Origin of the sequence: Scopulibacillus daqui, from assembly GCF_016908855.1 — a bacterium.
Lineage (GTDB): Bacteria > Bacillota > Bacilli > Bacillales > Sporolactobacillaceae > Scopulibacillus_A > Scopulibacillus_A daqui.
On sequence record NZ_JAFBER010000032.1, the window covers coordinates 1 to 24,952 of the forward strand.

The 24,952-nt window shown below is 40.6% G+C and carries 42 protein-coding genes, 1 rRNA gene and 1 pseudogene; 42 read left to right on the plus strand and 2 right to left on the minus strand.

The genetic code is table 11. From position 1 onward, the window contains the following. Window positions 1–375 precede the first annotated feature (375 nt). From rpsJ to JOD45_RS15240, 39 genes and pseudogenes are all read left to right on the plus strand, one after another. On the plus strand, window positions 376–684 hold the full coding sequence (rpsJ, locus tag JOD45_RS15050; protein ID WP_132747088.1) for a 30S ribosomal protein S10: 309 nt from the start codon (window positions 376–378) through the stop codon (window positions 682–684). 36 nt (window positions 685–720) lie between these two features. Continuing rightward, on the plus strand, window positions 721–1,359 hold the full coding sequence (gene rplC / locus JOD45_RS15055) for a 50S ribosomal protein L3 (protein ID WP_205004736.1): 639 nt from the start codon (window positions 721–723) through the stop codon (window positions 1,357–1,359). 16 nt (window positions 1,360–1,375) lie between these two features. Further along, window positions 1,376–1,999 (plus strand): 50S ribosomal protein L4, encoded by a 624-nt coding sequence (rplD, locus tag JOD45_RS15060; RefSeq protein WP_205004737.1) that lies wholly within the window; start codon window positions 1,376–1,378, stop codon window positions 1,997–1,999. Beyond that, window positions 1,999–2,289 (plus strand): 50S ribosomal protein L23, encoded by a 291-nt coding sequence (gene rplW, locus JOD45_RS15065; protein ID WP_205004738.1) that lies wholly within the window; start codon window positions 1,999–2,001, stop codon window positions 2,287–2,289. The genes rplD and rplW overlap by 1 nt, the downstream gene beginning before the upstream one ends. A 28-nt stretch (window positions 2,290–2,317) precedes the next feature. Continuing rightward, on the plus strand, window positions 2,318–3,148 hold the full coding sequence (gene rplB, locus JOD45_RS15070; RefSeq protein WP_205004739.1) for a 50S ribosomal protein L2: 831 nt from the start codon (window positions 2,318–2,320) through the stop codon (window positions 3,146–3,148). A 48-nt stretch (window positions 3,149–3,196) separates the two neighbouring features. Continuing rightward, window positions 3,197–3,475, plus strand: a complete 279-nt coding sequence (gene rpsS, locus JOD45_RS15075) for a 30S ribosomal protein S19 (RefSeq protein ID WP_205004740.1) — start codon at window positions 3,197–3,199, stop codon at window positions 3,473–3,475. A 17-nt stretch (window positions 3,476–3,492) separates the two neighbouring features. Then, window positions 3,493–3,834, plus strand: a complete 342-nt coding sequence (rplV, locus tag JOD45_RS15080) for a 50S ribosomal protein L22 (protein ID WP_205004741.1) — start codon at window positions 3,493–3,495, stop codon at window positions 3,832–3,834. A gap of 3 nt (window positions 3,835–3,837) precedes the next feature. Then, window positions 3,838–4,497, plus strand: coding sequence for a 30S ribosomal protein S3 (gene rpsC, locus JOD45_RS15085; RefSeq protein WP_205004742.1), 660 nt, complete (start codon window positions 3,838–3,840; stop codon window positions 4,495–4,497). Between the two features lie 2 nt (window positions 4,498–4,499). After that, entirely contained in the window at window positions 4,500–4,934 is a 435-nt protein-coding gene (gene rplP / locus JOD45_RS15090) for a 50S ribosomal protein L16 (RefSeq protein WP_205004743.1), read from the plus strand. Beyond that, the gene (gene rpmC, locus JOD45_RS15095) at window positions 4,924–5,127 is read left to right on the plus strand and encodes a 50S ribosomal protein L29 (RefSeq protein WP_205004744.1); all 204 of its coding nucleotides are present in this window, start codon (window positions 4,924–4,926) and stop codon (window positions 5,125–5,127) included. The genes rplP and rpmC overlap by 11 nt, the downstream gene beginning before the upstream one ends. 19 nt (window positions 5,128–5,146) lie before the next feature. Next, window positions 5,147–5,413, plus strand: coding sequence for a 30S ribosomal protein S17 (rpsQ, locus tag JOD45_RS15100; RefSeq protein WP_205004745.1), 267 nt, complete (start codon window positions 5,147–5,149; stop codon window positions 5,411–5,413). Window positions 5,414–5,452: 39 nt separating this feature from the next. Beyond that, window positions 5,453–5,821 carry a 50S ribosomal protein L14 gene (gene rplN / locus JOD45_RS15105; protein ID WP_205004746.1) on the plus strand — a complete coding sequence of 123 codons (369 nt, stop codon included), beginning with the start codon at window positions 5,453–5,455 and terminating at the stop codon, window positions 5,819–5,821. A gap of 44 nt (window positions 5,822–5,865) precedes the next feature. Then, window positions 5,866–6,177, plus strand: a complete 312-nt coding sequence (gene rplX / locus JOD45_RS15110) for a 50S ribosomal protein L24 (RefSeq protein WP_205004774.1) — start codon at window positions 5,866–5,868, stop codon at window positions 6,175–6,177. A 27-nt stretch (window positions 6,178–6,204) separates the two neighbouring features. Then, window positions 6,205–6,744: a 50S ribosomal protein L5 gene (gene rplE / locus JOD45_RS15115; RefSeq protein WP_205004747.1), complete on the plus strand. Its 540-nt coding sequence runs from the start codon at window positions 6,205–6,207 to the stop codon at window positions 6,742–6,744. A gap of 22 nt (window positions 6,745–6,766) precedes the next feature. After that, a complete protein-coding gene (locus JOD45_RS15120) occupies window positions 6,767–6,952 on the plus strand; it encodes a type Z 30S ribosomal protein S14 (protein ID WP_205004748.1) in 186 nt (61 codons plus the stop codon). A 30-nt stretch (window positions 6,953–6,982) separates the two neighbouring features. Continuing rightward, on the plus strand, window positions 6,983–7,381 hold the full coding sequence (gene rpsH, locus JOD45_RS15125) for a 30S ribosomal protein S8 (RefSeq protein ID WP_205004749.1): 399 nt from the start codon (window positions 6,983–6,985) through the stop codon (window positions 7,379–7,381). Window positions 7,382–7,409: 28 nt separating this feature from the next. Continuing rightward, window positions 7,410–7,946, plus strand: coding sequence for a 50S ribosomal protein L6 (gene rplF, locus JOD45_RS15130; RefSeq protein WP_205004750.1), 537 nt, complete (start codon window positions 7,410–7,412; stop codon window positions 7,944–7,946). A gap of 31 nt (window positions 7,947–7,977) precedes the next feature. After that, window positions 7,978–8,340, plus strand: a complete 363-nt coding sequence (gene rplR / locus JOD45_RS15135; protein WP_205004751.1) for a 50S ribosomal protein L18 — start codon at window positions 7,978–7,980, stop codon at window positions 8,338–8,340. A 17-nt stretch (window positions 8,341–8,357) separates the two neighbouring features. Then, window positions 8,358–8,858: a 30S ribosomal protein S5 gene (rpsE, locus tag JOD45_RS15140; RefSeq protein WP_205004752.1), complete on the plus strand. Its 501-nt coding sequence runs from the start codon at window positions 8,358–8,360 to the stop codon at window positions 8,856–8,858. Between the two features lie 12 nt (window positions 8,859–8,870). Then, window positions 8,871–9,059, plus strand: coding sequence for a 50S ribosomal protein L30 (rpmD, locus tag JOD45_RS15145; RefSeq protein ID WP_205004753.1), 189 nt, complete (start codon window positions 8,871–8,873; stop codon window positions 9,057–9,059). A 24-nt stretch (window positions 9,060–9,083) separates the two neighbouring features. Continuing rightward, entirely contained in the window at window positions 9,084–9,524 is a 441-nt protein-coding gene (gene rplO, locus JOD45_RS15150; RefSeq protein WP_205004754.1) for a 50S ribosomal protein L15, read from the plus strand. Then, window positions 9,524–10,810, plus strand: coding sequence for a preprotein translocase subunit SecY (gene secY, locus JOD45_RS15155; RefSeq protein WP_205004755.1), 1,287 nt, complete (start codon window positions 9,524–9,526; stop codon window positions 10,808–10,810). Before rplO ends, secY begins: the two co-directional genes overlap by 1 nt. A gap of 51 nt (window positions 10,811–10,861) precedes the next feature. Next, window positions 10,862–11,515, plus strand: coding sequence for an adenylate kinase (locus tag JOD45_RS15160; protein WP_205004756.1), 654 nt, complete (start codon window positions 10,862–10,864; stop codon window positions 11,513–11,515). A 71-nt stretch (window positions 11,516–11,586) separates the two neighbouring features. Next, window positions 11,587–11,892: a KOW motif-containing protein gene (locus tag JOD45_RS15165; protein ID WP_205004775.1), complete on the plus strand. Its 306-nt coding sequence runs from the start codon at window positions 11,587–11,589 to the stop codon at window positions 11,890–11,892. An 8-nt stretch (window positions 11,893–11,900) separates the two neighbouring features. Further along, a complete protein-coding gene (gene infA / locus JOD45_RS15170) occupies window positions 11,901–12,119 on the plus strand; it encodes a translation initiation factor IF-1 (protein WP_205004757.1) in 219 nt (72 codons plus the stop codon). Window positions 12,120–12,147: 28 nt separating this feature from the next. Beyond that, window positions 12,148–12,261: a 50S ribosomal protein L36 gene (gene rpmJ / locus JOD45_RS15175; protein WP_003156543.1), complete on the plus strand. Its 114-nt coding sequence runs from the start codon at window positions 12,148–12,150 to the stop codon at window positions 12,259–12,261. A gap of 21 nt (window positions 12,262–12,282) precedes the next feature. After that, entirely contained in the window at window positions 12,283–12,648 is a 366-nt protein-coding gene (rpsM, locus tag JOD45_RS15180; protein WP_205004758.1) for a 30S ribosomal protein S13, read from the plus strand. Between the two features lie 20 nt (window positions 12,649–12,668). Next, window positions 12,669–13,064: a 30S ribosomal protein S11 gene (rpsK, locus tag JOD45_RS15185; RefSeq protein ID WP_205004759.1), complete on the plus strand. Its 396-nt coding sequence runs from the start codon at window positions 12,669–12,671 to the stop codon at window positions 13,062–13,064. A 173-nt stretch (window positions 13,065–13,237) separates the two neighbouring features. Next, window positions 13,238–14,132 (plus strand): annotated as a pseudogene (locus JOD45_RS15190) (DNA-directed RNA polymerase subunit alpha). Window positions 14,133–14,199: 67 nt separating this feature from the next. Next, window positions 14,200–14,562, plus strand: a complete 363-nt coding sequence (gene rplQ, locus JOD45_RS15195) for a 50S ribosomal protein L17 (protein WP_205004760.1) — start codon at window positions 14,200–14,202, stop codon at window positions 14,560–14,562. A gap of 237 nt (window positions 14,563–14,799) precedes the next feature. Beyond that, entirely contained in the window at window positions 14,800–15,639 is an 840-nt protein-coding gene (locus JOD45_RS15200) for an energy-coupling factor ABC transporter ATP-binding protein (protein ID WP_205004761.1), read from the plus strand. After that, the gene (locus JOD45_RS15205) at window positions 15,615–16,496 is read left to right on the plus strand and encodes an energy-coupling factor ABC transporter ATP-binding protein (protein ID WP_205004762.1); all 882 of its coding nucleotides are present in this window, start codon (window positions 15,615–15,617) and stop codon (window positions 16,494–16,496) included. The genes JOD45_RS15200 and JOD45_RS15205 overlap by 25 nt, the downstream gene beginning before the upstream one ends. Then, window positions 16,489–17,283, plus strand: a complete 795-nt coding sequence (locus tag JOD45_RS15210) for a CbiQ family ECF transporter T component (protein WP_205004763.1) — start codon at window positions 16,489–16,491, stop codon at window positions 17,281–17,283. The genes JOD45_RS15205 and JOD45_RS15210 overlap by 8 nt, the downstream gene beginning before the upstream one ends. Window positions 17,284–17,343: 60 nt before the next feature. After that, window positions 17,344–18,081 (plus strand): tRNA pseudouridine(38-40) synthase TruA, encoded by a 738-nt coding sequence (gene truA, locus JOD45_RS15215; RefSeq protein ID WP_205004764.1) that lies wholly within the window; start codon window positions 17,344–17,346, stop codon window positions 18,079–18,081. Window positions 18,082–18,254: 173 nt separating this feature from the next. Then, window positions 18,255–18,692, plus strand: coding sequence for a 50S ribosomal protein L13 (gene rplM / locus JOD45_RS15220; RefSeq protein ID WP_205004765.1), 438 nt, complete (start codon window positions 18,255–18,257; stop codon window positions 18,690–18,692). A gap of 19 nt (window positions 18,693–18,711) precedes the next feature. Then, a complete protein-coding gene (gene rpsI / locus JOD45_RS15225) occupies window positions 18,712–19,104 on the plus strand; it encodes a 30S ribosomal protein S9 (protein WP_205004766.1) in 393 nt (130 codons plus the stop codon). Between the two features lie 196 nt (window positions 19,105–19,300). After that, entirely contained in the window at window positions 19,301–19,738 is a 438-nt protein-coding gene (locus JOD45_RS15230; RefSeq protein WP_205004767.1) for a DUF2521 family protein, read from the plus strand. An 81-nt stretch (window positions 19,739–19,819) separates the two neighbouring features. After that, window positions 19,820–20,536, plus strand: coding sequence for an N-acetylmuramoyl-L-alanine amidase CwlD (gene cwlD, locus JOD45_RS15235; RefSeq protein WP_205004768.1), 717 nt, complete (start codon window positions 19,820–19,822; stop codon window positions 20,534–20,536). A gap of 177 nt (window positions 20,537–20,713) precedes the next feature. Beyond that, entirely contained in the window at window positions 20,714–21,754 is a 1,041-nt protein-coding gene (locus tag JOD45_RS15240; protein ID WP_205004769.1) for an Mrp/NBP35 family ATP-binding protein, read from the plus strand. Between the two features lie 43 nt (window positions 21,755–21,797). Here the strand turns inward: JOD45_RS15240 and gerD are convergent, their stop codons facing one another. After that, complete coding sequence (gene gerD, locus JOD45_RS15245) at window positions 21,798–22,406, minus strand: spore germination lipoprotein GerD (RefSeq protein ID WP_205004770.1); 609 nt, start codon at window positions 22,404–22,406, stop codon at window positions 21,798–21,800. 188 nt (window positions 22,407–22,594) lie between these two features. Between gerD and JOD45_RS15250 the strand changes: the two genes are divergently transcribed. After that, window positions 22,595–23,224: a KinB-signaling pathway activation protein gene (locus JOD45_RS15250; RefSeq protein WP_205004771.1), complete on the plus strand. Its 630-nt coding sequence runs from the start codon at window positions 22,595–22,597 to the stop codon at window positions 23,222–23,224. Window positions 23,225–23,276: 52 nt separating this feature from the next. On the opposite strand, the gene JOD45_RS15255 is transcribed toward JOD45_RS15250, so the two are convergent. Continuing rightward, window positions 23,277–24,032, minus strand: coding sequence for a polysaccharide deacetylase family protein (locus JOD45_RS15255; RefSeq protein WP_205004772.1), 756 nt, complete (start codon window positions 24,030–24,032; stop codon window positions 23,277–23,279). A 141-nt stretch (window positions 24,033–24,173) separates the two neighbouring features. Here JOD45_RS15255 and JOD45_RS15260 point away from each other — a divergent pair, with 141 nt between their 5' ends. Both JOD45_RS15260 and JOD45_RS15265 read left to right on the plus strand, forming a co-directional pair. After that, window positions 24,174–24,419, plus strand: coding sequence for a hypothetical protein (locus JOD45_RS15260; protein ID WP_205004773.1), 246 nt, complete (start codon window positions 24,174–24,176; stop codon window positions 24,417–24,419). Window positions 24,420–24,778: 359 nt separating this feature from the next. Beyond that, window positions 24,779–24,952 (plus strand): 16S ribosomal RNA (locus JOD45_RS15265); the annotation flags it as partial.

A 24,952-nucleotide genomic window follows, 5' to 3' on the forward strand; every position in this document is an offset into this window, starting at 1 on the left:
GTATATTATTACATCATCAATATAAATCAACGGGATATCAGTTGGGTTAAGGAGTAGAAGCTATTACTCCTACCCCAACATTTGACGTAGAACCACTCTTAGTCTACTCCTAACGATATAGCCAATCGTCATTTTTCCTTAATATATCCTTGATTTTTATACTAAACCTATCTATAATAGGAAAAGCGGGTTTTTTACGAATAAAACTTAAGAAAGACTTGCGCATTCCGTATAATTTTAATATAATAGGGAATGTCGGTTTTAACGATGATGTGAAAGGTTGCGGACACACCCGGCTCCTTTGCCATGGCGGGTGGACGGAAATTTTCACGGAGTAAGTCTGTTTATAAAAATGGGCGCAAAGGAGGGAACAAAATGGCAAAACAAAAAATTCGTATTCGTTTAAAAGCTTATGATCATCGTATTCTAGATCAATCTGCTGAAAAGATTGTTGAAACAGCAAAACGTTCGGGGGCAAAGGTGTCAGGTCCGATTCCGCTTCCAACTGAAAAATCTGTTTACACAATTCTTCGTGCTGTGCACAAGTATAAAGATTCTCGTGAACAATTTGAAATGCGCACTCATAAGCGCTTAATCGATATCGTTAATCCTACACCGCAAACTGTAGATTCGCTTATGCGTTTGGATCTTCCATCCGGTGTTGACATTGAAATTAAATTATAATTGATACATTTATTTTATTTGTAGGAGGTGTTACGGATGACCAAAGGAATCTTAGGTAAAAAGTTAGGCATGACACAAATTTTTGCTGAAAATGGTGAAGTCATTCCTGTAACGGTTGTTGAAGCGGCTTCTAACGTTGTCCTTCAAAAGAAAACTGAGGAAAATGACGGCTATAATGCTATTCAAATTGGTTTCGAAGACAAAAAAGAATCCCGTACAACAAAACCTGAAAAAGGTCATGCTGAAAAAGCAAATGCAAATGCTAAGCGCTTCGTAAAGGAAATCCGTGATGTTAATCTTGATGAGTATGAACTAGGTCAAGAAATAAAAGTTGATATTTTCAAGGAAGGCGACGTTGTTGATGTAACTGGCATCTCTAAGGGTAAAGGGTTCCAGGGTTCAATCAAACGCCACAATCAATCTCGCGGACCAATGAGCCACGGTTCTCGTTATCACCGCCGACCAGGTTCAATGGGCGCTATTGATCCAATGCGTGTATTCAAAGGCAAGAATTTGCCAGGACGCATGGGCGGAGAGAGAATTACAATTCAAAACCTTGAAATTGTAAAAGTTGATGCTGAAAGAAATCTTCTATTAATTAAAGGTAACGTTCCGGGTGCTAAGAAGAGTTACCTAACTATAAAAAGTGCTGTAAAGTCAGCGGAAGCTAAATAAGAAAGGAGGAACTTCCATGCCAAAATTAGCTGTGTTAGACCAAAAGGGTACTGAGGTTGGAAATATTGAACTAGCTGATTCTGTATTTGGTATTGAACCAAATGAACATGTACTATATCAAGCAATTGTCATGCAGCAAGCTTCATTGCGTCAAGGAACTCATTCAACAAAAAATCGTTCAGCGGTAAGAGGCGGCGGCAGAAAGCCATGGCGCCAAAAAGGGACTGGACGCGCTCGTCAAGGCTCCATCCGTTCACCGCAATGGGTTGGCGGTGGTGTAGTATTTGGACCAACGCCTCGCAGCTACAGCTACAAGCTTCCAAAGAAAGTTCGTCGTCTTGCAATTAAATCAGCATTATCTTCAAAAGTGAAAGATAATGAAATGATCGTATTAAACGAATTAACAATGGATGCGCCAAAAACAAAAGAATTTGCAAACATCCTTAAAAACTTATCTGCAGATCACAAAGCGCTTGTTGTTACAGGTGATTTCGATGAAACAGTTGCTGTTTCAGCCCGTAATATCCCTGGAGTGCTTGTGTTAACTGCAAATGAAGTTAACGTGCTTGACGTAGTCAACCACGATAAATTAATCCTTACTCAGGATGCAGCTCGTAAACTAGAGGAGGTGCTTGGATAATGAAAGATCCACGCGATATTATAAAGCGCCCCGTAATTACTGAAAGATCAACAGAACAAATGGTTGACAAAAAGTATACATTTATTGTTGATCGTCGTGCGAACAAATCAGAAATCAAACGTGCGGTTCAAGAGATCTTTGGTGTTAAAGTAGCTAAAGTTAACACAATGAATTATAAAGGCAAACCTAAACGTTTCGGACGCTACTTTGGCTATACAGCTCAAAGAAAAAAAGCGGTTGTTACGCTTACTCCAGACAGCAAAGAACTTGAATTTTACGAAGGTGTTTAACATCAATCAGTGAAGGAGGGAAAAACTCATGGCAATTAAAAAATACAAACCAACGTCTAATGGTCGACGCAATATGTCTGTCCTAGACTTTAGTGAAATCACAACTAACAAGCCTGAAAAATCACTTGTTGAGCCACTGCCTAAAAAAGCGGGCAGAAACAACCAAGGTAAATTAACAGTACGTCATCAAGGCGGCGGACACAAACGCAAATACCGTATCATTGATTTTAAACGCAACAAAGATGGTATACCAGGCCGCGTTGCTACGATCGAATACGATCCTAACCGTACAGCAAACATTGCACTTATTCATTATGCTGACGGTGAAAAGCGTTACATCATTGCACCTAAAGGACTTAAAGTCGGCATGGAAATCATGTCCGGTCCGGATGCGGATATTAAAGTAGGCAATGCTCTTCCGCTTAAAAATATCCCAGTAGGTACAGTTGTTCATAACATTGAGTTGAAACCAGGACACGGCGGTCAACTTGTAAGATCTGCCGGAGCTGAAGCTCAAATTCTTGGTAAAGAAGGCAAGTACGTTCTTATCCGTCTTGTATCTGGCGAAGTGCGCATGATTCTTGAAACTTGCCGTGCTACTGTTGGTCAAGTCGGCAACTTGGAACATGAACTTGTTACAATCGGTAAAGCAGGACGTTCTCGTTGGTTAAACAAACGCCCTACAGTCCGCGGTTCTGTTATGAACCCTAATGATCACCCACACGGCGGTGGTGAAGGCCGTGCGCCAATCGGCCGCAAATCACCTATGTCTCCATGGGGTAAACCAACGCTCGGTCTTAAAACACGTAAACGCAATAAACCATCTGATAAATATATTGTACGTCGTCGTAAGAAATAATTATTATCTAGCGTAAGAAATATTTAATACGCGGAAGGAGGTCTATCAATGGGTCGTAGCCTTAAGAAGGGACCTTTTGTCGATGATCATTTAATGAAAAAGGTTGAAGGACTTAACGAAAAGAACGAAAAAAAAGTTATTAAAACTTGGTCACGTCGTTCAACAATATTCCCTGAATTTATTGGTCATACCATTGCAGTTTATGACGGTCGTAAACATGTGCCTGTATACATTACAGAAGACATGGTAGGACACAAATTAGGAGAATTCGCTCCCACTCGGACGTATCGCGGTCATGCTGCGTCTGATAAGAAAACAAGTCGTTAAGAGAGGAGGAATTATTCATGCAAGCAAAAGCTGTTGCTAAACAAGTTCGCGTTGCTCCTCGTAAGGCTCGCTTAGTTATCGATCTTATTAGGGGGAAAGAAGTAGGTGAAGCTATCGCGATTCTTCGCAATACACCAAAAGCTGCATCCCCTATTATTGAGAAAGTGCTTAAATCTGCGATTGCCAATGCAGAGCATAATTACGAGATGGAACCTGAAAGCCTTATTGTAGAAAAAGCTTATGTTGATGAAGGTGCTACACTGAAGAGATTTCGTCCTCGTGCAATGGGACGCGCAGGAAGAATCAATAAACGTACCAGCCATATTACAATCATTGTTTCGGAGAAAAAGGAGGGATAATGCATGGGACAAAAAGTTAATCCGGTAGGATTTAGAATCGGTGTCATTCGCGACTGGGAATCCAAATGGTATGCAGATAAAAACTATGCTGATTATCTCCACGAGGATATCAAAATCCGTGAATACATCGAAAACAAACTAAAAGATGCTGCTGTATCAGCTGTTGAAATTGAGCGTGCGGCTAACCGCATCAATGTAACGATCAAAACAGCTAAGCCGGGAATGGTTATCGGTAAAGGCGGCTCTGAAGTAGAAGCTTTAAGAAAATCCCTTAACGCATTAACTGGCAAACGTGTACACGTTAATATTTTTGAAATCAAACAAGCTGATCTTGATGCTAAGCTTGTTGCAGAGAATATCGCTCGTCAATTGGAAAATCGTATCTCTTGGCGTCGTGCTCAAAAACAAACGATTACTAGAACTATGAGAGCAGGTGCTAAAGGTATTCGCACTCAAGTTTCAGGTCGTTTAGGTGGCGCTGATATCGCTCGTTCTGAAGATTATAGTGAAGGAACTGTCCCACTTCATACACTGCGTGCTGATATTGACTATGGTACTGCAGAAGCAGATACTACTTATGGAAAATTAGGTGTAAAAGTGTGGATTTATCGTGGTGAGGTCCTTCCTACGAAAGGAACGAACAATAAGGAAGGAGGAAAATAATCATGTTAATGCCAAAACGCGTAAAGTATCGTAGACAGCATCGTGGTAGAATGCGCGGCAATGCTAAAGGCGGAAAAGAAGTAACATTTGGCGAATACGGCCTGCAAGCTCTTACTTCATCTTGGATTACAAGCCGTCAAATTGAAGCAGCGCGTATTGCGATGACACGCTATATGAAACGTGGCGGTAAAGTTTGGATTAAAATTTTCCCACAAAAGCCATATACAGCAAAACCCCTAGAAGTTCGAATGGGTTCCGGTAAAGGTGCTCCTGAAGGTTGGGTTGCAGTTGTTAAGCCGGGCAAAGTGATGTTTGAAGTCAGCGGCGTTTCTGAAGAAGTTGCACGCGAAGCTCTTCGTCTCGCATCTCATAAATTGCCAGTAAAAACTAAATTTGTAAAACGCGAAGAAGTGGGTGGTGACGCAAATGAAAGCTAATGAAGTACGCAAATTAACCACTGCTGAAGTTGAACAACAAGTTAAAACGTTAAAAGAAGAATTGTTTAATCTTCGCTTCCAATTAGCTACTGGACAATTGGAAAACCCTGCCCGAATTCGCGAAGTAAAGAAAGCTATTGCTCGTGCGAAAACTGTATTACGTGAACGCGAATTAAAAATTCAAAACGGATAATGAGAGGAGGTTTTCCTAAATGTCTGAAGAGCGTAATAGCCGTAAAGTGTACGTCGGACGTGTTATCTCTGACAAAATGGATAAGACCATAACTGTACTTGTAGAGACTTATAAGAAAGATTCTCTTTACGGTAAACGTGTTAAATACTCTAAGAAATATAAAGCTCACGACGAAGAAAACAAGGCTAAAGTGAACGATATCGTTAAAATCATGGAAACTCGTCCGCTTTCTAAAGATAAACGTTTCCGTCTTGTTGAGATCGTTGAAGAAGCTGTTATCATATAATCATTTCGGTTTGGACAGTCCGAAGGGAGGTTGCGTTGAATGATTCAACAAGAAAGCCGTTTAAAAGTAGCTGACAACTCTGGTGCTCGTGAAGTATTAACAATTAAAGTACTCGGTGGATCTGGCCGCAAAACAGCTAATATCGGTGACGTTATTGTTGCGACGGTCAAACAAGCAACACCAGGAGGCGTTGTTAAGAAAGGCGATGTTGTAAAAGCTGTTATTGTACGTACTAAAAGAGGCGTTCGCCGTCCAGATGGCTCTTACATTCGTTTCGATGAAAATGCTGCAGTAATCATTCGTGATGATAAAAGCCCACGCGGCACTCGCATTTTCGGACCAGTTGCTCGTGAACTCCGTGATCGCCAATTTATGAAAATCGTATCATTAGCTCCAGAAGTATTGTAAGATGCAATGTTAGTTGACAAGGAGGTGCCTAACGCATGAGCCACTTGCATGTAAAAAAAGGAGATAAAGTGCAAGTTATCTCCGGTAAGGATAAAGGCAAGCAAGGTGTTATTTTAAAAGCATATCCTTCTAAGAACCGTGTTGTTGTTGAAGGTGTGAACATTGTAAAAAAACACTCTAAGCCAACTCAAATGAATCCACAAGGCGGCATTATTGAACAAGAAGCGCCAATTCATGTTTCTAATGTTATGCCGCTTGATCCAAAGACAAATGAACCAACTCGTGTAGGTTATAAAATAGAAAACGGTAAAAAAGTACGCATCGCTAAAAAATCTGGTGAAGTCTTAGATAAATAATGCCATCTTTGAAAGGAGGTAACACACATGAGCCGTTTCAAAGAAAAATATAAAAATGAAGTAGTACCTGCATTAATGGAAAAGTTTAATTACTCATCCATTATGGAAGTACCTCGTATTGAAAAAGTTGTCATTAACATGGGTGTTGGTGACGCAGTTCAAAATTCCAAAGCATTGGACAATGCTGTTGAAGAATTAACAGCTATCGCTGGTCAAAAGCCAGTTATTACCCGTGCGAAGAAATCTATTGCCGGTTTTAAATTGCGTGAAGGCATGCCGATCGGTACAAAGGTCACTCTCCGCAGTGAACGCATGTATGATTTCTTAGATAAATTAGTATCTGTATCTCTGCCGCGTGTACGTGACTTCCGCGGTGTATCCAAAAAAGCATTTGACGGCCGCGGCAACTATACGCTCGGCATTCGTGAGCAGTTAATTTTCCCTGAAGTGGATTACGATAAAGTTAACAAAGTGCGCGGTATGGATATCGTTATTGTAACGACTGCAAAGACTGACGAAGAAGCTTATGAATTGTTAAGCCTTCTTGGGATGCCGTTTGCAAAATAAACCGATTTAAGGAGGGACAGTCTTGGCTAAAAAGTCAATGATCGCAAAGCAGAAGCGGGCTAAAAAGTTTAAAGTACAAGAATACACTCGCTGTGAACGCTGCGGACGTCCTCATTCTGTTCTACGCAAATTTAAATTATGCAGAATTTGTTTCCGTGAACTTGCATATAAAGGACAAATCCCTGGCGTTAAAAAGGCTAGTTGGTAAACCCCAAGATAAGGGAAGGAGGTCATTTGAATGGTCATGACAGATCCAATTGCGGATATGTTGACTCGTATAAGAAATGCAAATACTGTTCGCCACGGACAGCTAACATTGCCTGCATCAAGAGTCAAAAAAGAAATTGCTGAAATTCTAAAGCGTGAAGGCTTTATTAAAGATGTTGAATTTATAGAGGATAATAAGCAAGGCATGATTCGTATTTTCTTAAAATACGGTGCTAATAAAGAGCGTGTTATTACTGGACTTAAACGAATCAGCAAGCCGGGTCTTAGAGTGTATGCGAAAGCGGACGAAATACCACGCGTCCTCGGCGGTCTTGGCATTGCGATCGTATCTACCTCTAAAGGTATTCTTACTGACAAAGAAGCTCGCCAACAACAAGTAGGCGGCGAAATCCTTGCATACGTATGGTAATTTCTGAGGAAAGAATGGAGGTGTCACGATGTCTCGTGTTGGTTTAAGATCTACTGTAGTACCAAGTGATGTTACAGTAACAATTGATGGCAATCACGTTAAGGTCAAGGGGCCAAAGGGTGAATTGTCTCGCACTTTTCATCCTGATATGATCATCAAGCAAGAAGATAATCAAATTAAAGTTGAACGTCCTTCTGATTCTAAGGAGCATCGTTCATTACACGGTACAACAAGCAGCATTATCAATAACATGGTTACTGGTGTAACTAAAGGCTACGAAAAGAAACTTGAACTTATCGGTGTTGGTTATCGTGCCAGCAAACAAGGCAAAAACGTTGTCCTTAATGTTGGCTACTCTCATCCGGTTGAAATCGTACCTGAAGAGGGTATCGAATTAGATGTAGAAGGTAACAACAAAGTTATTGTTAAAGGTATCGATAAAGAACGCGTTGGAGCAGTTGCATCTAACATTCGTGCCGTTCGCAAACCTGAGCCTTACAAAGGTAAAGGTATTCGTTACGAAAATGAATATGTTCGTCGTAAAGAAGGTAAAACAGGTAAATAGAAATTAGTTAGCGGAAGGGAGTGACTGACTAATGATTACAAAGCAAGACAAGAATGCTGTGCGCAAAAAAAGACATCAACACGTGCGTCGTCGTGTATTTGGAACTAGCGAACGTCCGCGTTTGAATGTGTTCCGCTCATCAAAGCATATTTATGCTCAACTTATTAATGATGAAGAAGGTAAAACAATCGTATCATCTTCAACAATTGATAAGGAACTTAGCCTGGATAAAGGCAGCAATGTAGAAGCAGCGAAAAAAGTTGGAGAACTTATTGCCAAGCGTGCTTTGGAAAAAGGCTATGATACAGTTGTATTTGACAGAGGCGGCTACTTGTATCATGGACGCATAAAAGCCCTTGCTGAAGGTGCTCGTGAAGCAGGACTTAAATTCTAAAAAAAGGAGGGAAACCCATGCAAACTAATGAGCGAAATAAGACAGAGTTAGAAGAACGCGTTGTTGCGATTAACCGTGTTGCTAAAGTAGTAAAAGGCGGTCGCCGTTTCCGTTTTGCTGCACTTGTTGTAGTTGGTGACAAGAAAGGGAATGTAGGCTTCGGAACAGGTAAGGCGCAAGAAGTACCTGATGCTATCCGTAAAGCGATTGAAGCTGCTAAAAAGAATATGTTTAACGTACCTATCGTTAACACGACTATTCCGCATGAAATTATCGGTAAATATGGTGCTGGAAGTGTCCTCTTAAAACCAGCTTCCGAAGGTACCGGTATTATTGCAGGCGGTCCTGTCCGTGCGGTGCTTGAGCTTGCAGGTGTCGGTGACATCCTATCTAAATCCCTTGGTTCCAACAATCCAACTAACATGGTTCGTGCAACAGTTCAAGGACTTCAGAGCCTTAAGCGTGCCGAAGATGTTGCTAAACTACGTGGCAAAACTGTAGAAGAATTGTTAGGATAAGGAGGGAGTATTATGGCAAAGAAACTTGAAATTACCCTCAAGCGCAGTGTTATTGGCCGTCCGCAAGATCAGCGTATTACGGTTAAAACACTCGGACTTAAAAAGACAAATCAAACTGTTGTTCATGAAGATAATGCTGCTATCCGCGGTATGATTAATAAGGTATCTCACCTATTAAGTGTGAAGGAAATTAACGAGTAAAAGACTACATGAGGAGGTGCCATTATGAAACTCCATGAATTAAAGCCTGCAGAAGGTTCCCGTTCTTCTCGCAAACGCGTAGGCCGCGGTTATGGTTCAGGTCTTGGCAAAACATCTGGACGCGGCCAAAAGGGTCAAAAATCACGTTCAGGCGGCGGTGTGCGCCCTGGATTTGAAGGCGGTCAAATGCCTTTAATTCAAAGGCTGCCTAAGCGCGGTTTTACGAACCCTACAAGAAAAGAGTATGCGATTGTTAACGTTGAAACTTTGAATCGTTTTGAGGAAGGAACGGAAGTAACACCTGAGCTTCTAATGGAAAAACGCATTGTTCGTAAATTAAACGACGGCGTTAAAATTCTTGGCAATGGAAAACTTAATCACAAGTTAACTGTAAAAGCTCATAAATTCTCTGCTTCTGCCAAAGAAGCAATTGAGGCGGCTGGCGGAAAAATTGAGGTGATCTAATGTTTTCATTGATCTCCAACATTGTGCGCGAACGTGAAATACGCCGCAAAGTGATATTCACGCTATTGATGCTTATTGTCTTTCGGATTGGAACTTTTATTCCAGTTCCGAATGTCAATAGTGATGTTATTAAATTTAATTCATCAAGCGTCTTTGGCTTTTTGAATACATTTGGCGGCGGCGCATTGCAGCATTTCTCCATTTTTTCAATGGGGATAATGCCTTATATCACAGCATCCATCATTATGCAGCTTTTGCAGATGGATGTTGTACCTAAGTTTACAGAGTGGTCAAAACAAGGTGAAATGGGTAGAAGAAAACTTACCCAGGTCACTCGATATGGAACAGTTATTCTAGGATTTATTCAAGCGATTGGTTTATCCATCGGCTTTAATGCCCAGTTTCCTGGACTTATCGAAAATCCTAGTATAGTGACTTATCTATTAGTTGCACTCGTATTAACAGCAGGAACAACCTTTTTAATGTGGTTGGGTGAACAAATTACTGCGCATGGTGTTGGCAATGGTATATCGATTATTATTTTCGCCGGTATCGTTGCAAGAATACCTACAAGTATTAATCAAATCTATGCCCAACGATTTGAACATGCCAGTAACATATTCTTGCAAATCGTCACATTGTTGGTTATCTTACTCGCCATATTAATTATTGTTGTAGGTACGATCTTTGTCCAGCAAGGGGTAAGGAAACTGCCTATACAATATGCAAAACAAACTGTAGGAAGAAATACTTATGGTGGTCAATCAACGCATTTACCTATCAAAATAAATGCAGCTGGGGTTATACCTGTTATTTTTGCGATTTCCCTAATGATCACACCGCCTACAGTTGCTCGATTTTTCCCGTCAAATGCTTTTACAAGGTGGGTTATTCACACCTTTGACTATACAACGGCAACTGGCATGATTATTTATGCCTTATTAATTATTGCTTTTACCTATTTCTATACGTTTGTTCAAGTGAATCCGGAAAAAATGGCGGACAACTTGAAGAAACAGGGCGGATACATTCCGGGGATCAGACCTGGACGCAACACAGAGAAGTATGTGACGCGTATTTTGTACCGTTTGACGCTAGTAGGCTCAATTTTCTTGGCTATCATTGCCATTTTGCCAATGTTGTTTGCAAACATTGCTAAGCTTCCTGCAACAGTTCAAATCGGCGGCACGAGCCTATTAATTGTTGTAGGTGTGGCTCTGGATACGATGAAGAAAATTGAAAGCCAATTAGTGAAAAAGAATTATAAAGGTTTTATCAAGAGATAGCACAAATCTTCACAGCATATGAACAACACTGAACGAGTTTGGAGGGGTAGAATGAACCTCATTTTGATGGGACTACCCGGTGCAGGAAAGGGCACTCAAGCTGAACGGATTGTTGAGAATTATGGCTTACCGCATATTTCTACTGGAGATATGTTTCGTTCAGCTATTAAAGAGGGCACAGAACTCGGGCAAAAGGCTAAGTCTTATATGGATGCTGGAGACCTTGTTCCGGATGAAGTCACTATAGGTATTGTTCGTGAACGTTTAGGCAAAGATGATTGCAAGAACGGCTTTTTGCTTGACGGTTTTCCAAGAACGGTTGCGCAAGCAGAGGCCTTAGAAGAAATCATGAGTGATAGTGATCGTCATATAGATGCTGTTCTATATATTGACGTAGATCAGAATAAACTTTTAAAACGTCTAACCGGCCGTCGTGTGTGCTCTCATTGCGGAGCCACTTATCATGTTGAGTTTAATCCGCCGCATGAACCCGGCAAATGCGATAAGTGCGGCAACGAATTAAAACAACGTGATGATGACAGTGAAGAAACGGTAAGAGCTCGGCTGGAAGTAAATGCAAAGCAACAAAAGACACTGCTTGATTTTTACCGGGATAAAGGCTATTTACGTACAATTGACGGTAATCGGCATATTGATGAGGTGTACGAATCAATTAAGCAAATTCTCGGGAGTTTACAAAAGTAAACCTGCCTATTGCAATTGCTGAAGATGGCTGTTGAATCATGACAACCTTAAGCGAAGGTGATGATTGATTGGTGAACGAGTCAGATTCAAGTCCCATGCCTGGACAGATTGTTCGTGTTTTAAAGGGCAGAGATTCAGGCAAATACTGTGTTATTGTAAGAGTTGTTGACAGCCGTTTTGTTGAAATTGCTGATGGTGATAAACGAAAGTTCGATAAAGCTAAAAAGAAAAACATCTCCCATCTTGAATTTGAACAATATGTTTCGGCTGAAGTAAAGAACAGCATTCTTGAAACCGGACGTGTCACTAATGGAAAGTTGCGTTTTGCGCTATCAAAGTTTCTTAATGAAAAGGTCAGTGACCTAAAGGAAGGGTGAGTCAGTGAATGGCTAAGGAAGATGTCATTGAGGTAGAAGGTACTGTTATAGAACCGCTGCCGAATGCAATGTTCCGTGTTGAACTAGAGAATGGTCATAAGATACTAGCTCACGTTTCCGGAAAGATTCGCATGCATTACATTCGAATTTTACCTGGAGACAAAGTTACGGTAGAATTATCGCCGTACGATTTAACTCGCGGACGCATTACTTTCAGACATAAGTAACGTCTCGCGTTATAGGGAGGTTTTAGCAGTGAAGGTTAGACCATCAGTTAAACCAATCTGTGAAAAATGCAAAGTTATTCGCCGCAAAGGCAAAGTTATGGTCATTTGCGAAAATCCTAAGCATAAACAAAAACAAGGCTAATAAAGGGAGGTGTACTAACTTATGGCACGTATCGCAGGTATCGATATTCCAAGAGAGAAGCGTGTTGTAATCTCTTTAACATATATTTATGGTATTGGTAAATCAACTGCACAAAAAATCCTAGAAGAAGCAAATGTTTCTGAGGATACTCGTGTTCGCGACCTTACTGAAGAAGAATTAACTCGCATTCGTGACGTTGTTGATCGTTATAAAGTTGAAGGTGACCTTCGTCGTGAAGTTTCCCTTAACATCAAGCGTCTTATCGAAATCGGTTCTTACAGAGGCATCCGTCATCGCCGCGGTTTGCCGGTTCGCGGCCAAAATACGAAAAACAACTCTCGTACGCGCAAAGGTCCTCGCCGTACGATAGCTAACAAGAAAAAATAGAAAGGGAGGTTTTATGACTCATGGCTAAACGCAGAGATAACCGCAGCCGCAAACGTCGTGTGAAAAAGCATATCGAAAGCGGTATTGCACACATTCGTTCAACATTTAACAACACTATTGTTACTATTACTGATCCTCATGGAAATGCAGTGACATGGGCAAGTGCAGGTGGCTTAGGTTTTAAAGGTTCTCGTAAATCAACGCCATTTGCTGCACAAACTGCTGCTGAAACAGCTGGTAAAGCAGCAATGGAAAGCGGCATGAAAACCATCGAAGTTTCTGTTAAAGGACCAGGAGCTGGACGTGAAGCTGCTATCCGTGCACTTCAAGCTGTCGGGCTAGAAGTTACAGCTATCCGTGATGTAACGCCAGTGCCTCATAACGGCTGCCGTCCGCCAAAACGTCGTCGCGTCTAAGATTTTCACGTATAAATTTATTAGAATTGACTATAATGGTTATTATTCGTAAATATGGACGAGACAGCTTTAGTTAAAAAGCTTACACCGTATGCCCTATGGGAATTGTGCGGGAAATTTCGGTTAGATCAGTCTAACCGAAGTTTCGACGTTTTGAAGGAGGGTTCTGTTGGATGATTGAAATCGAAAAGCCAAAGATCGAAACGGTTGAGATCAGCGACGATGCTACGTATGGCAAATTTGTCGTTGAACCGCTTGAACGTGGGTACGGGACAACATTAGGAAATTCATTGCGTCGGATTTTACTTTCATCCCTCCCAGGTGCAGCTGTGACTACTGTTCAGTTTGACAATGTTTTACATGAGTTTTCGACTATCGATGGTGTTGTGGAAGACGTTACAGCGATTATCCTAAACTTAAAAAAACTGGCGATGAAAATTTATTCCGATGAGGAAAAAACGCTGGAAATTGATGTGCAAAGAGAAGGAAAGGTTACGGCTGCAGATATCATCCACGACAGCGATGTTGAAATCCTTAACCCTGACCTTGAGATTGCAACACTGGCAGCTGGCGCTCGTTTCCATTTAAAAATGCAAGCCAAAAAAGGTCGCGGTTATGTACCTGCTGAAGGTAATAACCAGGAAGATCAGCCAATCGGCGTGATTCCTATCGATTCTATCTATACACCTGTTTCAAGAGTTAATTATCAAGTAGAGAACACTCGTGTGGGTCAAATTACTAACTTTGATAAGTTAACTCTCGATGTATGGACTGACGGCAGCATTAGACCTGAAGAGGCTGTTTCACTTGGTGCAAAAATATTAAATGAGCATCTTAATATATTCGTCGGCTTAACAGATCAAGCACAAAACGCAGAAATTATGGTTGAAAAAGAAGAAGACCAAAAAGAGAAAGTTCTTAAAGCGTGCGGGTATTAATACGGTGCAAGAACTAACCCAGAAATCTGAAGAAGATATGATGAAGGTTAGAAATCTTGGCCGCAAATCTCTTGAAGAAGTTCAAGAGAAACTGGCTGATTTAGGCCTTAGTCTAAGAAAAGAAGAATAGATGGCAATTTCGCTTTCTTTTTTGCGCAAAAAAGAAACTTAGATGATTGCAAAAGGAGGGTAACTTCATGGCATACGCAAAATTAGGACGTGACTCCGCTGCACGTAAAGCTTTGTTCCGTGATTTAGCAACAGACCTTATCATCAATGAAAGAATCGAAACAACTCATGCCAAAGCTAAAGAGCTTCGTTCTATCGTTGAAAAGCTTATCACATTAGGCAAGCGCGGTGATCTTCACGCTCGCCGTCAGGCTGCGGCTTTCGTTCGCAACGAAATCGCTGATAATGAAACAGGACAAAAAGCTTTACAAAAACTTTTTGATGATATTGCAACGCGTTACGAAGATCGTCAAGGCGGATATACGCGTGTATTAAAGCTTGGCCCTCGCCGTGGTGATAACGCCGAGATGGCTATTATCGAATTAGTATAATGTCAAATCAAAAGGGCGGAGCGGGTCATATGATGGACCTGCTTCTTTGCCCTTTTTTTATACTTTAAAAATGCAATTGACGGCCATGCTGCCGGGCTCGAGGTTTGGAACCATTTAAGTTAAAGTATAAGTGCAAGACGTGCGAGACTTATGTTTTGAAGAAGCAGGCCGTTACCTGCGCTAAAGCTTGGCACCAGCCAAGTTTTCTTTATTTATCATCCAGGAGGCTGTGCTGCCATGGATAAATTGATTGAAGTAAACGAGTTGTTTTTCCGCTATAATGAGGAAGATCAATGGATACTAAAAGGTGTCAGCCTGTTTGTCAAACAGGGAGAATGGCTTTCAATTATCGGCCATAATGGCTCTGGCAAATCAACATTGGCAAAATGCCTTAACGGTTTGTTATTGCCTGAGAAAGGTTCAGTGCGAGTCAATCATTTAGATACGAGAGATGAGTCGCATATTTGGGATATTCGCCGGCAAGTCGGTATGGTATTTCAAAATCCTGATAATCAGTTTGTAGGATCAACTGTCAGGGACGATGTCGCTTTTGGCATGGAAAATCACGGTATTCCGCGGGAAGAGATGCTTATTCGGCTTGATGATGCATTAAAGCAAGTGCAAATGGAAGCGTTCGCTGACCGTGAGCCGCATCGTTTATCAGGCGGACAAAAGCAAAGAGTGGCCATTGCCGGCATTATTGCTTTAAAGCCATCCATCATCATTTTAGATGAGGCGACTTCAATGCTTGATCCAGAAGGCAGAAGCGAAATAATTCGTACAATGCGCCTTTTAAATAAGGAACATGGCGTTACGGTTATTTCAATTACTCATGATTTAGAGGAAGCTATTTATTCAGATAGAATCATTGTTATGAATCATGGTGAACTTTTAGATCAAGGTTCCCCGCGCGATATTTTTAAGGAAACAAAACTATTAAAAGATATTGGTCTGGACTTGCCTTTTACTGTTAAACTGAGGCAAGAGCTTCAGAAACAAGGATGTCCTTTATCTGATCGTGCCTTATTTCAAGAAGAATTGGTGGAGGAATTATGGACATTACGGTCAAAGATCTAACACATTTGTATAACCCTAAAACACCATTTGAAAGAATAGCGTTAAAAGATATTAATGTGCAGATTAAGTCCGGGACATTTTTATCCATTATTGGCCATACTGGTTCTGGCAAATCGACATTTATTCAGCATATTAACGGTTTGCTTAAACCCGCAAAAGGCGAAATAACTGTTGGCGATGTAACGATAAAAGCCGGTGAGAAAAACCCAAAATTAACGGCTTTAAGAAAAAAAGTGGGTTTAGTCTTTCAGTATCCTGAACACCAATTATTTGAAGAAACCGTTGAAAAAGACATTTGTTTTGGCCCAATGAATTTTGGGGCAGCTGAAGAAGAAGCCAAACGGAAAGCACGTGACGCCCTTGATTTAGTCGGCCTTCCGGAGAGCGTTTTAAACCGTTCTCCCTTCGATTTAAGCGGAGGACAAATGAGACGTGTAGCTATTGCAGGTGTTTTGGCGGTTGAGCCTGAAGTCATTATTTTGGATGAACCAACGGCGGGTCTTGACCCTGTAGGCAGAAGGGAAATGCTGTCATTGTTCATGAAACTCCATAAGCAAAAATCATTGACTACGATCATGGTCACTCACAGTATGGATGATGCAGCGTTTTATTCCGATGAAGTCATGGTTATGGATAAAGGCCGAGTGGTGATGAAAGATAAGCCGGAGGCTGTTTTTTCGCATATAGAAAAGCTGCAATCCTTAGGTTTGGATGTGCCGGAAACAATAAAATTTTTATTACAGCTGGACGAGCGTTGCCAGGTTGGCATAGGCACCCCTGTATTTTCTATCCCGGAAACCGCGGCGAAAATAATGGAAATGCTAGGCCAGGGAAGGGAGAAGGGCGCTCGTGTTTAACATTATTATTGGACAGTATGTTCCTGGACAATCGATTATTCATCGCCTTGATCCAAGGGTAAAATTAATCTCTATCTTTATTTTTGTCATCATTGTATTCCTTGCTAATAATTGGATAACATATGGATTGGTTGTTCTGTTTTCCATCATAGGCATTTTGCTTTCAAAAGTACCGTTCCGTTTTATTTACCGCGGTCTTAGGGCTATCATTATTATTATTATATTTACTTTTATTTTAAATGTACTTTTTACAAAACAGGGAGACCTTCTGATCAGTATCGGCTGGATTCATATTTATAAAGGCGGGCTTATCGGAGGCTTATTTATCTCAATAAGATTATTGGCCATCATCGTAATAACAACATTATTGACGTTAACCACTACGCCTATTGATATTACGGATGGCATTGAAATTTTATTGGGGCCTTTAAAGAAAATAAAGCTCCCTATTCATGAATTTGCTCTAATGATGTCTATATCATTAAGGTTTATACCAACGCTTCTGGAAGAAACAGAAAAAATCATGAAGGCCCAATCGGCAAGAGGCTCCGACTTTGCATCGGGTTCTGTTAAACAACGGATCAAGGCGATTATTCCTTTGCTTGTGCCTTTGTTCGTAAGCGCCTTTAAGCGGGCTGAGGAGCTTGCAATGGCCATGGAAGCAAGGGGATACCGCGGTGACGAAGGCCGTACAAGACTTAGGGTATTAAAATGGACGGGAAAAGATACAGCTTTAATTATCATTATGCTTATGCTGACTGTTGCGCTTGTTGTATTGCGAACTTAAATCCGTATTTCATTCAATTAACAGGATATCTGTTTAAACAGCCTTTAAGGGAGATATATCATGGTAAGAATCAAATGCACTGCAGCATATGATGGTACAAATTTTTCAGGGTATCAAGTACAACCGGAGATGAGAACGGTACAAGGTGAAATTGAAGCGTCTCTCTCCCGTATTCATAAAGGGCAGCCGATAAAAATTACTTCTTCAGGCCGAACGGATGCGGGTGTTCATGCACGAGCCCAAGTTTTTCACTTTGATACACCGTTGTCCATACCAGACCCTAATTGGCCAAGAGCGTTAAATGCCCAGCTTCCGGACGACATATTTATCCATCAAGCTGAAACGGTTCCTTCCGATTTCCATGCCCGCTTTGACGTAAAGGTTAAGGAGTATCGCTACCGTTTGCTCATATCAGAAGAACCCGATATGTTCCGTAGGCTGTATACTTACCATATGCCTAAGAAACTGGACTTAAACAAAATGAATGAGGCTTGCCAATATTTTATCGGCACCCATGATTTCACTTCATTTTGTGCTGCCAATACTTCAGTGACGGATAAAGTAAGGACTATTTACAGCATGGACGTTTCGCTTCAGGGAGATGAGGCCGTTATCGCTGTCAAAGGGCAAGGTTTTTTGTATCAAATGGTTAGAATTATGACGGGTGCTTTAATTGAAGCAGGTTTAAACCGTATGCCTCCATATGAAATAAAGGACATTCTTCTGAAGAAGGATCGAAGGGCCGCACCAAAGACGGCTCCGGCACATGGGCTTACAATGTGGAAAGTGACTTACTAAAGTTGGAAATATCTGTTCCGAATAATCAAGGCCAGCGATAGCTTGACATTATACTTAATATATTATATTATATGATTTGGCATTTCTAATTAAGACCACTATTAGCCCCGATAATTATGGTCCTAATATAGATGAAATGATTGATAACGAAAGAACATTGAGGAGGGAACATCGTGCGTACAACGTATATGGCTAAAGCGCAAGAAGTTGAGCGCAAATGGTACGTTATAGATGCAGAAGGTCAAACTCTAGGCCGCCTTGCCAGTGAAGTTGCTTCAATCCTTCGCGGCAAACATAAGCCTATTTATACACCGCATGTAGACACTGGTGACCATGTCATCATCATCAATGCAAACAAAGTTCATTTAACAGGCAATAAGTTATCCGATAAAAAGTACTACAGACATTCAGGCCATCCAGGCGGTCTTAAAGAACGCACTGCTTACGAAATGCGTGAAACACGTTCACGTGAAATGTTGGAAAGAACAATTAAAGGCATGCTTCCTCATAACAGCCTAGGACGTCAAATGGGCAAGAAGCTGCATGTATATGCTGGAAACGAACATCCACACCAAGCACAAAAACCAGAAGTTTACGAACTTCGCGGATAATTGATAAGGAGGGTTTGAATTGGCACAAGTACAATACTACGGCACTGGCCGCCGTAAACATTCTGTTGCCCGTGTAAGACTTGTACCCGGCGACGGCAATATCGTCATTAATGGCCGCAGAATAGATGAATACTTTAACCTTGAAACACTTCACGCTATCATTAAACAACCTTTAGTTGAAACTGAAACAGAAGGTAAATATGACGTTCTTGTAAACGTAAAGGGCGGCGGTTTCACTGGTCAAGCAGGCGCTGTTCGCCACGGGATTGCTCGTGCGCTTCTCCAAGCTGATCCAGAATACCGTCCAGTTCTTAAGCGTGCAGGTTTCTTAACACGTGACCCACGTATGAAAGAACGTAAGAAATACGGTCTTAAAGGCGCTCGCCGTGCACCGCAATTCTCAAAACGTTAATATTATTATCGTTTCAAAAGCCTCGATTTATTATCGGGGCTTTTTTGTGTGGATTTAGTCCTGTGAACGCTGTTGATCTTGTCTGTGGATAGTGTGGATTGTGTGGATAATATTTTGTGCTGTATGGAATGGGAAAAGCTGTTAGCATTTTGAGACGCCTCTTGTTAGAAGCTATTAGAGAAAGGGGGCGGCTATTATGGCTGTAGTGATGAACTTTACAGAAAAATATAGAAATAAACAACTCGATTTTGAAAGAAAAACATTGCAGGAATTATCGCTTATCCAAATAGAAAGTATGATCCATGAAACTTTTGATCATTTTATGAAGCCGATTGCTGCTTATCGGCAAACCATCATAGACATGTGCTTGGATTATGCGGTAGAGTCCTTTTTATTAGGCGCTTCCTACGGACGGTTTGGCTATTATGGAGAAGCGCTTGAGACGGTGTATCATCGAAGCCAAAAGCGTTTTAAGACTTTGCTTGATGATTTTTTTGATTTTTGGATGTTCTGGCTTTATACAGATGATATGGTTAATGAATCTTTGTATATGGCTTGTGAAGCCTATTTATATTATTGGTGGAAGGAAGGCTTTGAAGCGACTGTACGCCGTTATCGTTTGCGATTGCACTAACTTTTTGACCAAGCTCTCATAATTCCCTTCCCCGCCCCATATGATGTATTAGACATGCATTGTCACAACGGGGGGAAGATCATGGGGAGAAAGTGGGTTAAGCGGTTAATCATTATTATTGGCATTATTTTATTAATTGCTATTGTCGATTATGAAATATTACAAAGACATTCTTGGTCAACTTGGCATTTGCCTCTTTCCGGCAAAGTGATTGTCATTGATCCAGGGCATGGCGGTCCTGACGGCGGGGCTGAACGTGAGAATGTCCAAGAAAAGGAAATTGCTTTGAAAGTTGCTAAACATTTACGGGATTACTTACAGGAGTCTGGCGCGCTGGTGTTAATGACTAGGGAGCATGATACTGATTTGGCGGATAACGGAAACAAAGGATTAAGCCAAAGAAAATCACAAGATCTGAGGCGGCGGGCGGAATTTATAAAGAACGCCGATGCAGATGCTGTGATAAGCATTCATTTAAATGCCATACATTCCTCGAGATGGCACGGCGCGCAAACATTTTATCATCCTAAATCTGAGAAAAATGAGAAAATGGCTAAATTTATCCAGGACTCTTTGCGTGTTCAATTAACTAATACAAACCGCTATGCCAAACCTATTGAACATATTTATTTGCTCAAAAAAGTTCCGGCTCCGTCAGCGCTTGTTGAAATCGGCTTCTTATCACATACAGAAGAACGACGCTTGCTGAAAACTAATGATTATCAAAAGAAGGTTGCAGTTTCAATATATCATGGCATTATGCGATACTTTACAAAAGAGAAAGTGCCTTTATCTTAACTCATCTGACCTCCCGTTTTAGGGGGGTTTTCCCTTTATGCTGTTCAGATAAACAATGGCTTTTTGCCCTTGTCTTTATCTTCGGCTTCATTAATCGGTAAGTTTTTCTTTATGAATTATTAAATAAGTTTGATATACTAAATTTGACATAGAATTCATGGGAGGTTAAATACCGTAATGATTACAAAAGAACAGGTTGTTGAAATCCTTAGCACGGTTAAAGACCCGCATTTACATAAAAGCATTGCAGAAACAAATGGCATTCGAGAAATCAAAATTAAAGATGCTTTTGTCAGCCTAAAAATTGCCTTGGCTAAAATCAATACTGCAGAGCAAATGAAAGTTCAGCAAGAAATTGTTTATAAATTAAAACAAAACGGTGCTGAGTCAGTAGGGTTAAGATTTGAAGCGCTGTCAGAAGAAGAAATTGGACAGGCAGGCGGTTTTCCTGAATCAGGTCCATCAATATTATCAAAGAACAGCAAAACAACCTTCATTGCTATTGCCAGCGGCAAGGGCGGCGTAGGCAAATCAACTGTATCAGTTAACTTAGCTGTTGCACTTGAACGGCTTGGCAAAAAAGTCGGCATTGTTGACGCCGATATATATGGGTTTAGTGTACCGGATATGATGGGGATTGAAAATCGGCCAAAGGTTGAAGGAAAGCGTATTATCCCCGTTGAAAGGTTTGGTGTTAAAGTCATTTCCATGGGGTTCTTTGTTGAAGATAATTCGCCGGTTATTTGGCGGGGGCCGATGCTGGGCAAAATGTTAAATAATTTCTTCAGTGAAGTAGATTGGGGAGAATTAGATTATCTCATTTTGGATTTACCGCCGGGAACAGGAGACGTCGCTATGGATGTTCATACGATGATTCCTCATTCTAAAGAAATCATCGTTACAACACCTCATCCTACAGCAGCATTTGTAGCTGCACGTGCTGGAGCAATGGCTATAAAAACAGAACATGAAATCCTTGGAGTTATTGAAAATATGTCTTACTTTGAAAGTAAGAAGACTGGGGAAATCGAGCACATCTTCGGACAAGGGGGCGGCGAAAAATTAAGCGAGGTCCTTGGCACGGAATTATTAGGCCAAATCCCTCTTGAACAGCCGGATGATCAACCGGATGTTTTCGCTCCGTCGGTTTATGCTGCTGATCATAAGGTAGGCAAAATTTATTTAGAGATAGCCCAAAAAGTGATAGACAAGCTTTAAAAAAGCAAACTAAAATCTCCCGAAAAACAGGGAGATTTTAATTTTATGATCCGCCTTGTTGTCCTTTGCCGCCCTGTCCCCCGCCTTGACCGCCGCTTTTTTTAATTTGGTCTTGGACAGCCTTATTTATAGCTTCCGATAATTGTGAAGCCATCAAAGGACTTGACAGGGTTTCAGCGACAACCTTTTGCATTTGTTCGCGGTATGGTTTTGTTTTCATAAGATCAAGATATTGATTTTGCATTTTTGGCGCTTTTAATATATTCATCATCATTTGTTGATATGACGGATCATTCATCAGTTGTTTTAATATCGTTTCATTTTGCTTCTGCATGGTTTTGGCAAGATCTTTTTTAAATTTAGGATCGGAAAATAATTTTTCCCAATATTCTTTTCCTTCTTTAGAAGTCAGTGTTTTGGCAATGGTATCTTTTACAAAGTCTTGGTTGAAAACCAGCTGTTGTTTAACTTTTGAATCCTGAAGAACATCTTGAATCGCTTTTTTTCCTTCATCCGTTTTTAGCAAGTCAACAAACATTTTTTTCGTTTCTTGATAATTCGGCTGATTTCCTTCAGCCGCTTGCTGAGCTGCACAACCGCCTGCAAATAATAAAATAACGCTAAAAATAAAAATCAGGACAGCTTTAGGCATGGAGTTTCACTCCCCTTGCAATAAGTAATTTCAATATTGGGCTTCATACCAGATTATCCTTATTAATTTGTGATAATAGCGGTGATTTATACATGAGGTTGTCTGAGGATATTGGCTTTTTCAATAGTCATTGGTAAAATTATATTACAATAGTTAATCATTGGCTGATCAGATGCGGAGGGAAGAGTTTGAATATTAGAAAATGGCTGTCGCTTTTTTTTACGACTCTCATTATTGGCGGAGCGGTTGGATTAGTTGTAGGTTATCTTGTGGAATGGCGCAGTTATACTGATGCTATTTTTGATGGGAAAGTTGTCAGCTTTATGATCAGTCTAGCCACGCTGTTCGGAACCGGATGCCTATTTAGCATTTTGAGTCAAATGGGTTTTTTTGCTTATCTTACAGTTCATAGGATAGGATTGGGGATGTTCGGTTCAGCATCGTTATGGTCCAAAGTCCAGATTGTGCTTATTGTTTTTATATTTTTTGATCTTGTATATTTTCGTTATCAAGCTTTTGCAACGGAACACCAAAGCGTTTTAGCTTATTTTATTTTGCCGGCAGCGCTTTTGGTTGTCAGTATGCTGACCGCTTTATGGAAAAAGAAAGAAACTAATCACTATGCTTTTGTTCCGACTCTTTTCTTTATGTTTGTCGTGACTGTCATCGAGTGGCTGCCGGTTTTAAAGCCCAATGATTTGCGCTGGATTTGGATAATGGGCGTGACCCTTATCACATGCAATGCTTACCAGGTTTTAATATTGCACCGGTTGATTCATAAAACAGATGAAAGGACTAAAGAACAAAAAGCTCTTTAGTCCTTTTTGTGTGATGTATTTAATGGAGATTCAAGCTGTCTGAAGAAAACGCTTAGTCGAGAATTTTCGTTTTTACTTTTGTATCGGAAATAAGCGTCGACATCGTTACAAAGGAATATCCTTCATTCTGTAAATTTTCGATAATAAGCGGCAATGCTTTTACCGTCTGCTTGGCTGAGTCTGATGCATGAAGGCGGATAATATCGCCGCGTTTGCTATGGTTAATGACATAGGCTGCAATGCTTCTATAACCCGGATTTTCTGTATCTTGAGGATTAACGCTCCAAAGAATGACCTTTTGATTCAATCGGCTTGCCGTTTTTAATACGTCTTTATTAATGCTTCCATATGGAGGGCGAATCATATCCGGTGGTTCGCCGCTTGCTTTTTTTATAGCTTCATTGGCTAAGAGAATATCTTTTCTTACATCATTTGATTCTAAGTCCGTATAGTGTTTATGTTTAAATCCATGCGATTCAATTTCAAAACCGTACTTTTTCATTTTTTCAATGATATCTTTATGGCGTTCTGCCCATTCGCCGGATACAAAAAAGGTCGCCTTTACCCCTTCTTCTTTCAAAATATCTAGAATGGATTCTACTTGCACTTCACCCCAGTTAATATCAAAGGTGAGAGCCATCTGTTTTTGATCAGTTTTTACCTTTGATAATGCTCTGGTTCCTTGGGCTGTGGAAAAAACGGTTGTTTCTTGGTTTTGAACAAAAGCAATAAGGGCGGCAAAAAAAGCTGTCACAACAATAAATAAAGCTTTTTTTATTCTTTTGCCGTTTAATACCCATAACCGCATAGGCCTCCTCCTTATACAAAACAATGTTTGTACATTTTATGGTCTGGACGGACAAGATATGATCTATATCTTTCTTTGATTCATAAAACGAGGGACGTTCGGCAATAATTGTTGTTGTAATCATTATTTAGAGGTGATGATATGATCGGCGCATTATTCTTGGAAAAGGAAATCATAGAAATTGAATACTTAGTTAAGAGGGAGTTAGAAGAGCTCCTTTTTGATTTGAATGATAAAAATATCAACCATATTGTAAAGCGCGCAATGGAGGAGCGGTATCAAATATTGTTCAAAATCCTTTGCCGTTTTGCTTCTCATCAAGATTGTATGAAATATATGCGATCATATAAGAAAAATAAAAAAGCTATTGACGAGAATAACACATAATGATAGTATTCAATGCACTGTGATTAAAGCTAATAACAATAAAAAGTTGTTGACAGTTCGTTGTTTCAGTGGTATCATTTATTTCGTCTTAGTTGAATTAAAGCTTTAAAAATGTCAAAAAGAGTTGTTGACAAAACAAATAACTCTTGATATAATAACGAAGTCGCTGATAGGCGATATATGTTGAGGCGGCTCTGTTTGTTTCGTTCGAAGAACAGCCGATGATTTTACTGATTGTACCTTGAAAACTAAACAAAAGCCAAGCGTGATTGAAAGGGCAACTTTCAAAAACAGCTAAGGATCATAACGATTAAAAGTTTAACTGTTTCACAGTTTATATAGGATGTTCGCATCCATACTTTATTGAGAGTTTGATCCTGGCTCAGGACGAACGCTGGCGGCGTGCCTAATACATGCAAGTCGAGCGCGGGAAGCAAGCAGATCTCTTCGGAGTGACGTTTGTGGAACGAGCGGCGGACGGGTGAGTAACACGTGGGCAACCTGCCTGTAAGACTGGGATAACTCCGGGAAAC

Bases quoted from the DNA above. Each gene is read 5' to 3' on its own strand.
- rplB (WP_205004739.1), top strand. From the start codon at position 2,318: ATGGCAATTAAAAAATACAAACCAACGTCTAATGGTCGACGCAATATG.
- rplN (WP_205004746.1), top strand. From the start codon at position 5,453: ATGATTCAACAAGAAAGCCGTTTAAAAGTAGCTGACAACTCTGGTGCT.
- rplW (WP_205004738.1), top strand. From the start codon at position 1,999: ATGAAAGATCCACGCGATATTATAAAGCGCCCCGTAATTACTGAAAGA.
- rplV (WP_205004741.1), top strand. From the start codon at position 3,493: ATGCAAGCAAAAGCTGTTGCTAAACAAGTTCGCGTTGCTCCTCGTAAG.
- JOD45_RS15160 (WP_205004756.1), top strand. From the start codon at position 10,862: ATGAACCTCATTTTGATGGGACTACCCGGTGCAGGAAAGGGCACTCAA.
- gerD (WP_205004770.1), bottom strand. From the start codon at position 22,406: ATGCCTAAAGCTGTCCTGATTTTTATTTTTAGCGTTATTTTATTATTT.
- JOD45_RS15230 (WP_205004767.1), top strand. From the start codon at position 19,301: ATGGCTGTAGTGATGAACTTTACAGAAAAATATAGAAATAAACAACTC.
- rpmC (WP_205004744.1), top strand. From the start codon at position 4,924: ATGAAAGCTAATGAAGTACGCAAATTAACCACTGCTGAAGTTGAACAA.
- rplQ (WP_205004760.1), top strand. From the start codon at position 14,200: ATGGCATACGCAAAATTAGGACGTGACTCCGCTGCACGTAAAGCTTTG.
- rplF (WP_205004750.1), top strand. From the start codon at position 7,410: ATGTCTCGTGTTGGTTTAAGATCTACTGTAGTACCAAGTGATGTTACA.
- JOD45_RS15260 (WP_205004773.1), top strand. From the start codon at position 24,174: ATGATCGGCGCATTATTCTTGGAAAAGGAAATCATAGAAATTGAATAC.
- JOD45_RS15240 (WP_205004769.1), top strand. From the start codon at position 20,714: ATGATTACAAAAGAACAGGTTGTTGAAATCCTTAGCACGGTTAAAGAC.
- cwlD (WP_205004768.1), top strand. From the start codon at position 19,820: ATGGGGAGAAAGTGGGTTAAGCGGTTAATCATTATTATTGGCATTATT.
- secY (WP_205004755.1), top strand. From the start codon at position 9,524: ATGTTTTCATTGATCTCCAACATTGTGCGCGAACGTGAAATACGCCGC.
- rpsQ (WP_205004745.1), top strand. From the start codon at position 5,147: ATGTCTGAAGAGCGTAATAGCCGTAAAGTGTACGTCGGACGTGTTATC.
- rplO (WP_205004754.1), top strand. From the start codon at position 9,084: ATGAAACTCCATGAATTAAAGCCTGCAGAAGGTTCCCGTTCTTCTCGC.
- rpsM (WP_205004758.1), top strand. From the start codon at position 12,283: ATGGCACGTATCGCAGGTATCGATATTCCAAGAGAGAAGCGTGTTGTA.
- rplE (WP_205004747.1), top strand. From the start codon at position 6,205: ATGAGCCGTTTCAAAGAAAAATATAAAAATGAAGTAGTACCTGCATTA.
- rplR (WP_205004751.1), top strand. From the start codon at position 7,978: ATGATTACAAAGCAAGACAAGAATGCTGTGCGCAAAAAAAGACATCAA.
- rplP (WP_205004743.1), top strand. From the start codon at position 4,500: ATGTTAATGCCAAAACGCGTAAAGTATCGTAGACAGCATCGTGGTAGA.
- rpsJ (WP_132747088.1), top strand. From the start codon at position 376: ATGGCAAAACAAAAAATTCGTATTCGTTTAAAAGCTTATGATCATCGT.
- JOD45_RS15205 (WP_205004762.1), top strand. From the start codon at position 15,615: ATGGACATTACGGTCAAAGATCTAACACATTTGTATAACCCTAAAACA.
- rpsS (WP_205004740.1), top strand. From the start codon at position 3,197: ATGGGTCGTAGCCTTAAGAAGGGACCTTTTGTCGATGATCATTTAATG.
- rplC (WP_205004736.1), top strand. From the start codon at position 721: ATGACCAAAGGAATCTTAGGTAAAAAGTTAGGCATGACACAAATTTTT.
- JOD45_RS15200 (WP_205004761.1), top strand. From the start codon at position 14,800: ATGGATAAATTGATTGAAGTAAACGAGTTGTTTTTCCGCTATAATGAG.
- rpmD (WP_205004753.1), top strand. From the start codon at position 8,871: ATGGCAAAGAAACTTGAAATTACCCTCAAGCGCAGTGTTATTGGCCGT.
- rpsK (WP_205004759.1), top strand. From the start codon at position 12,669: ATGGCTAAACGCAGAGATAACCGCAGCCGCAAACGTCGTGTGAAAAAG.
- rpsH (WP_205004749.1), top strand. From the start codon at position 6,983: ATGGTCATGACAGATCCAATTGCGGATATGTTGACTCGTATAAGAAAT.
- rpsE (WP_205004752.1), top strand. From the start codon at position 8,358: ATGCAAACTAATGAGCGAAATAAGACAGAGTTAGAAGAACGCGTTGTT.
- truA (WP_205004764.1), top strand. From the start codon at position 17,344: ATGGTAAGAATCAAATGCACTGCAGCATATGATGGTACAAATTTTTCA.
- rplD (WP_205004737.1), top strand. From the start codon at position 1,376: ATGCCAAAATTAGCTGTGTTAGACCAAAAGGGTACTGAGGTTGGAAAT.
- JOD45_RS15255 (WP_205004772.1), bottom strand. From the start codon at position 24,032: ATGCGGTTATGGGTATTAAACGGCAAAAGAATAAAAAAAGCTTTATTT.
- rpsC (WP_205004742.1), top strand. From the start codon at position 3,838: ATGGGACAAAAAGTTAATCCGGTAGGATTTAGAATCGGTGTCATTCGC.
- infA (WP_205004757.1), top strand. From the start codon at position 11,901: ATGGCTAAGGAAGATGTCATTGAGGTAGAAGGTACTGTTATAGAACCG.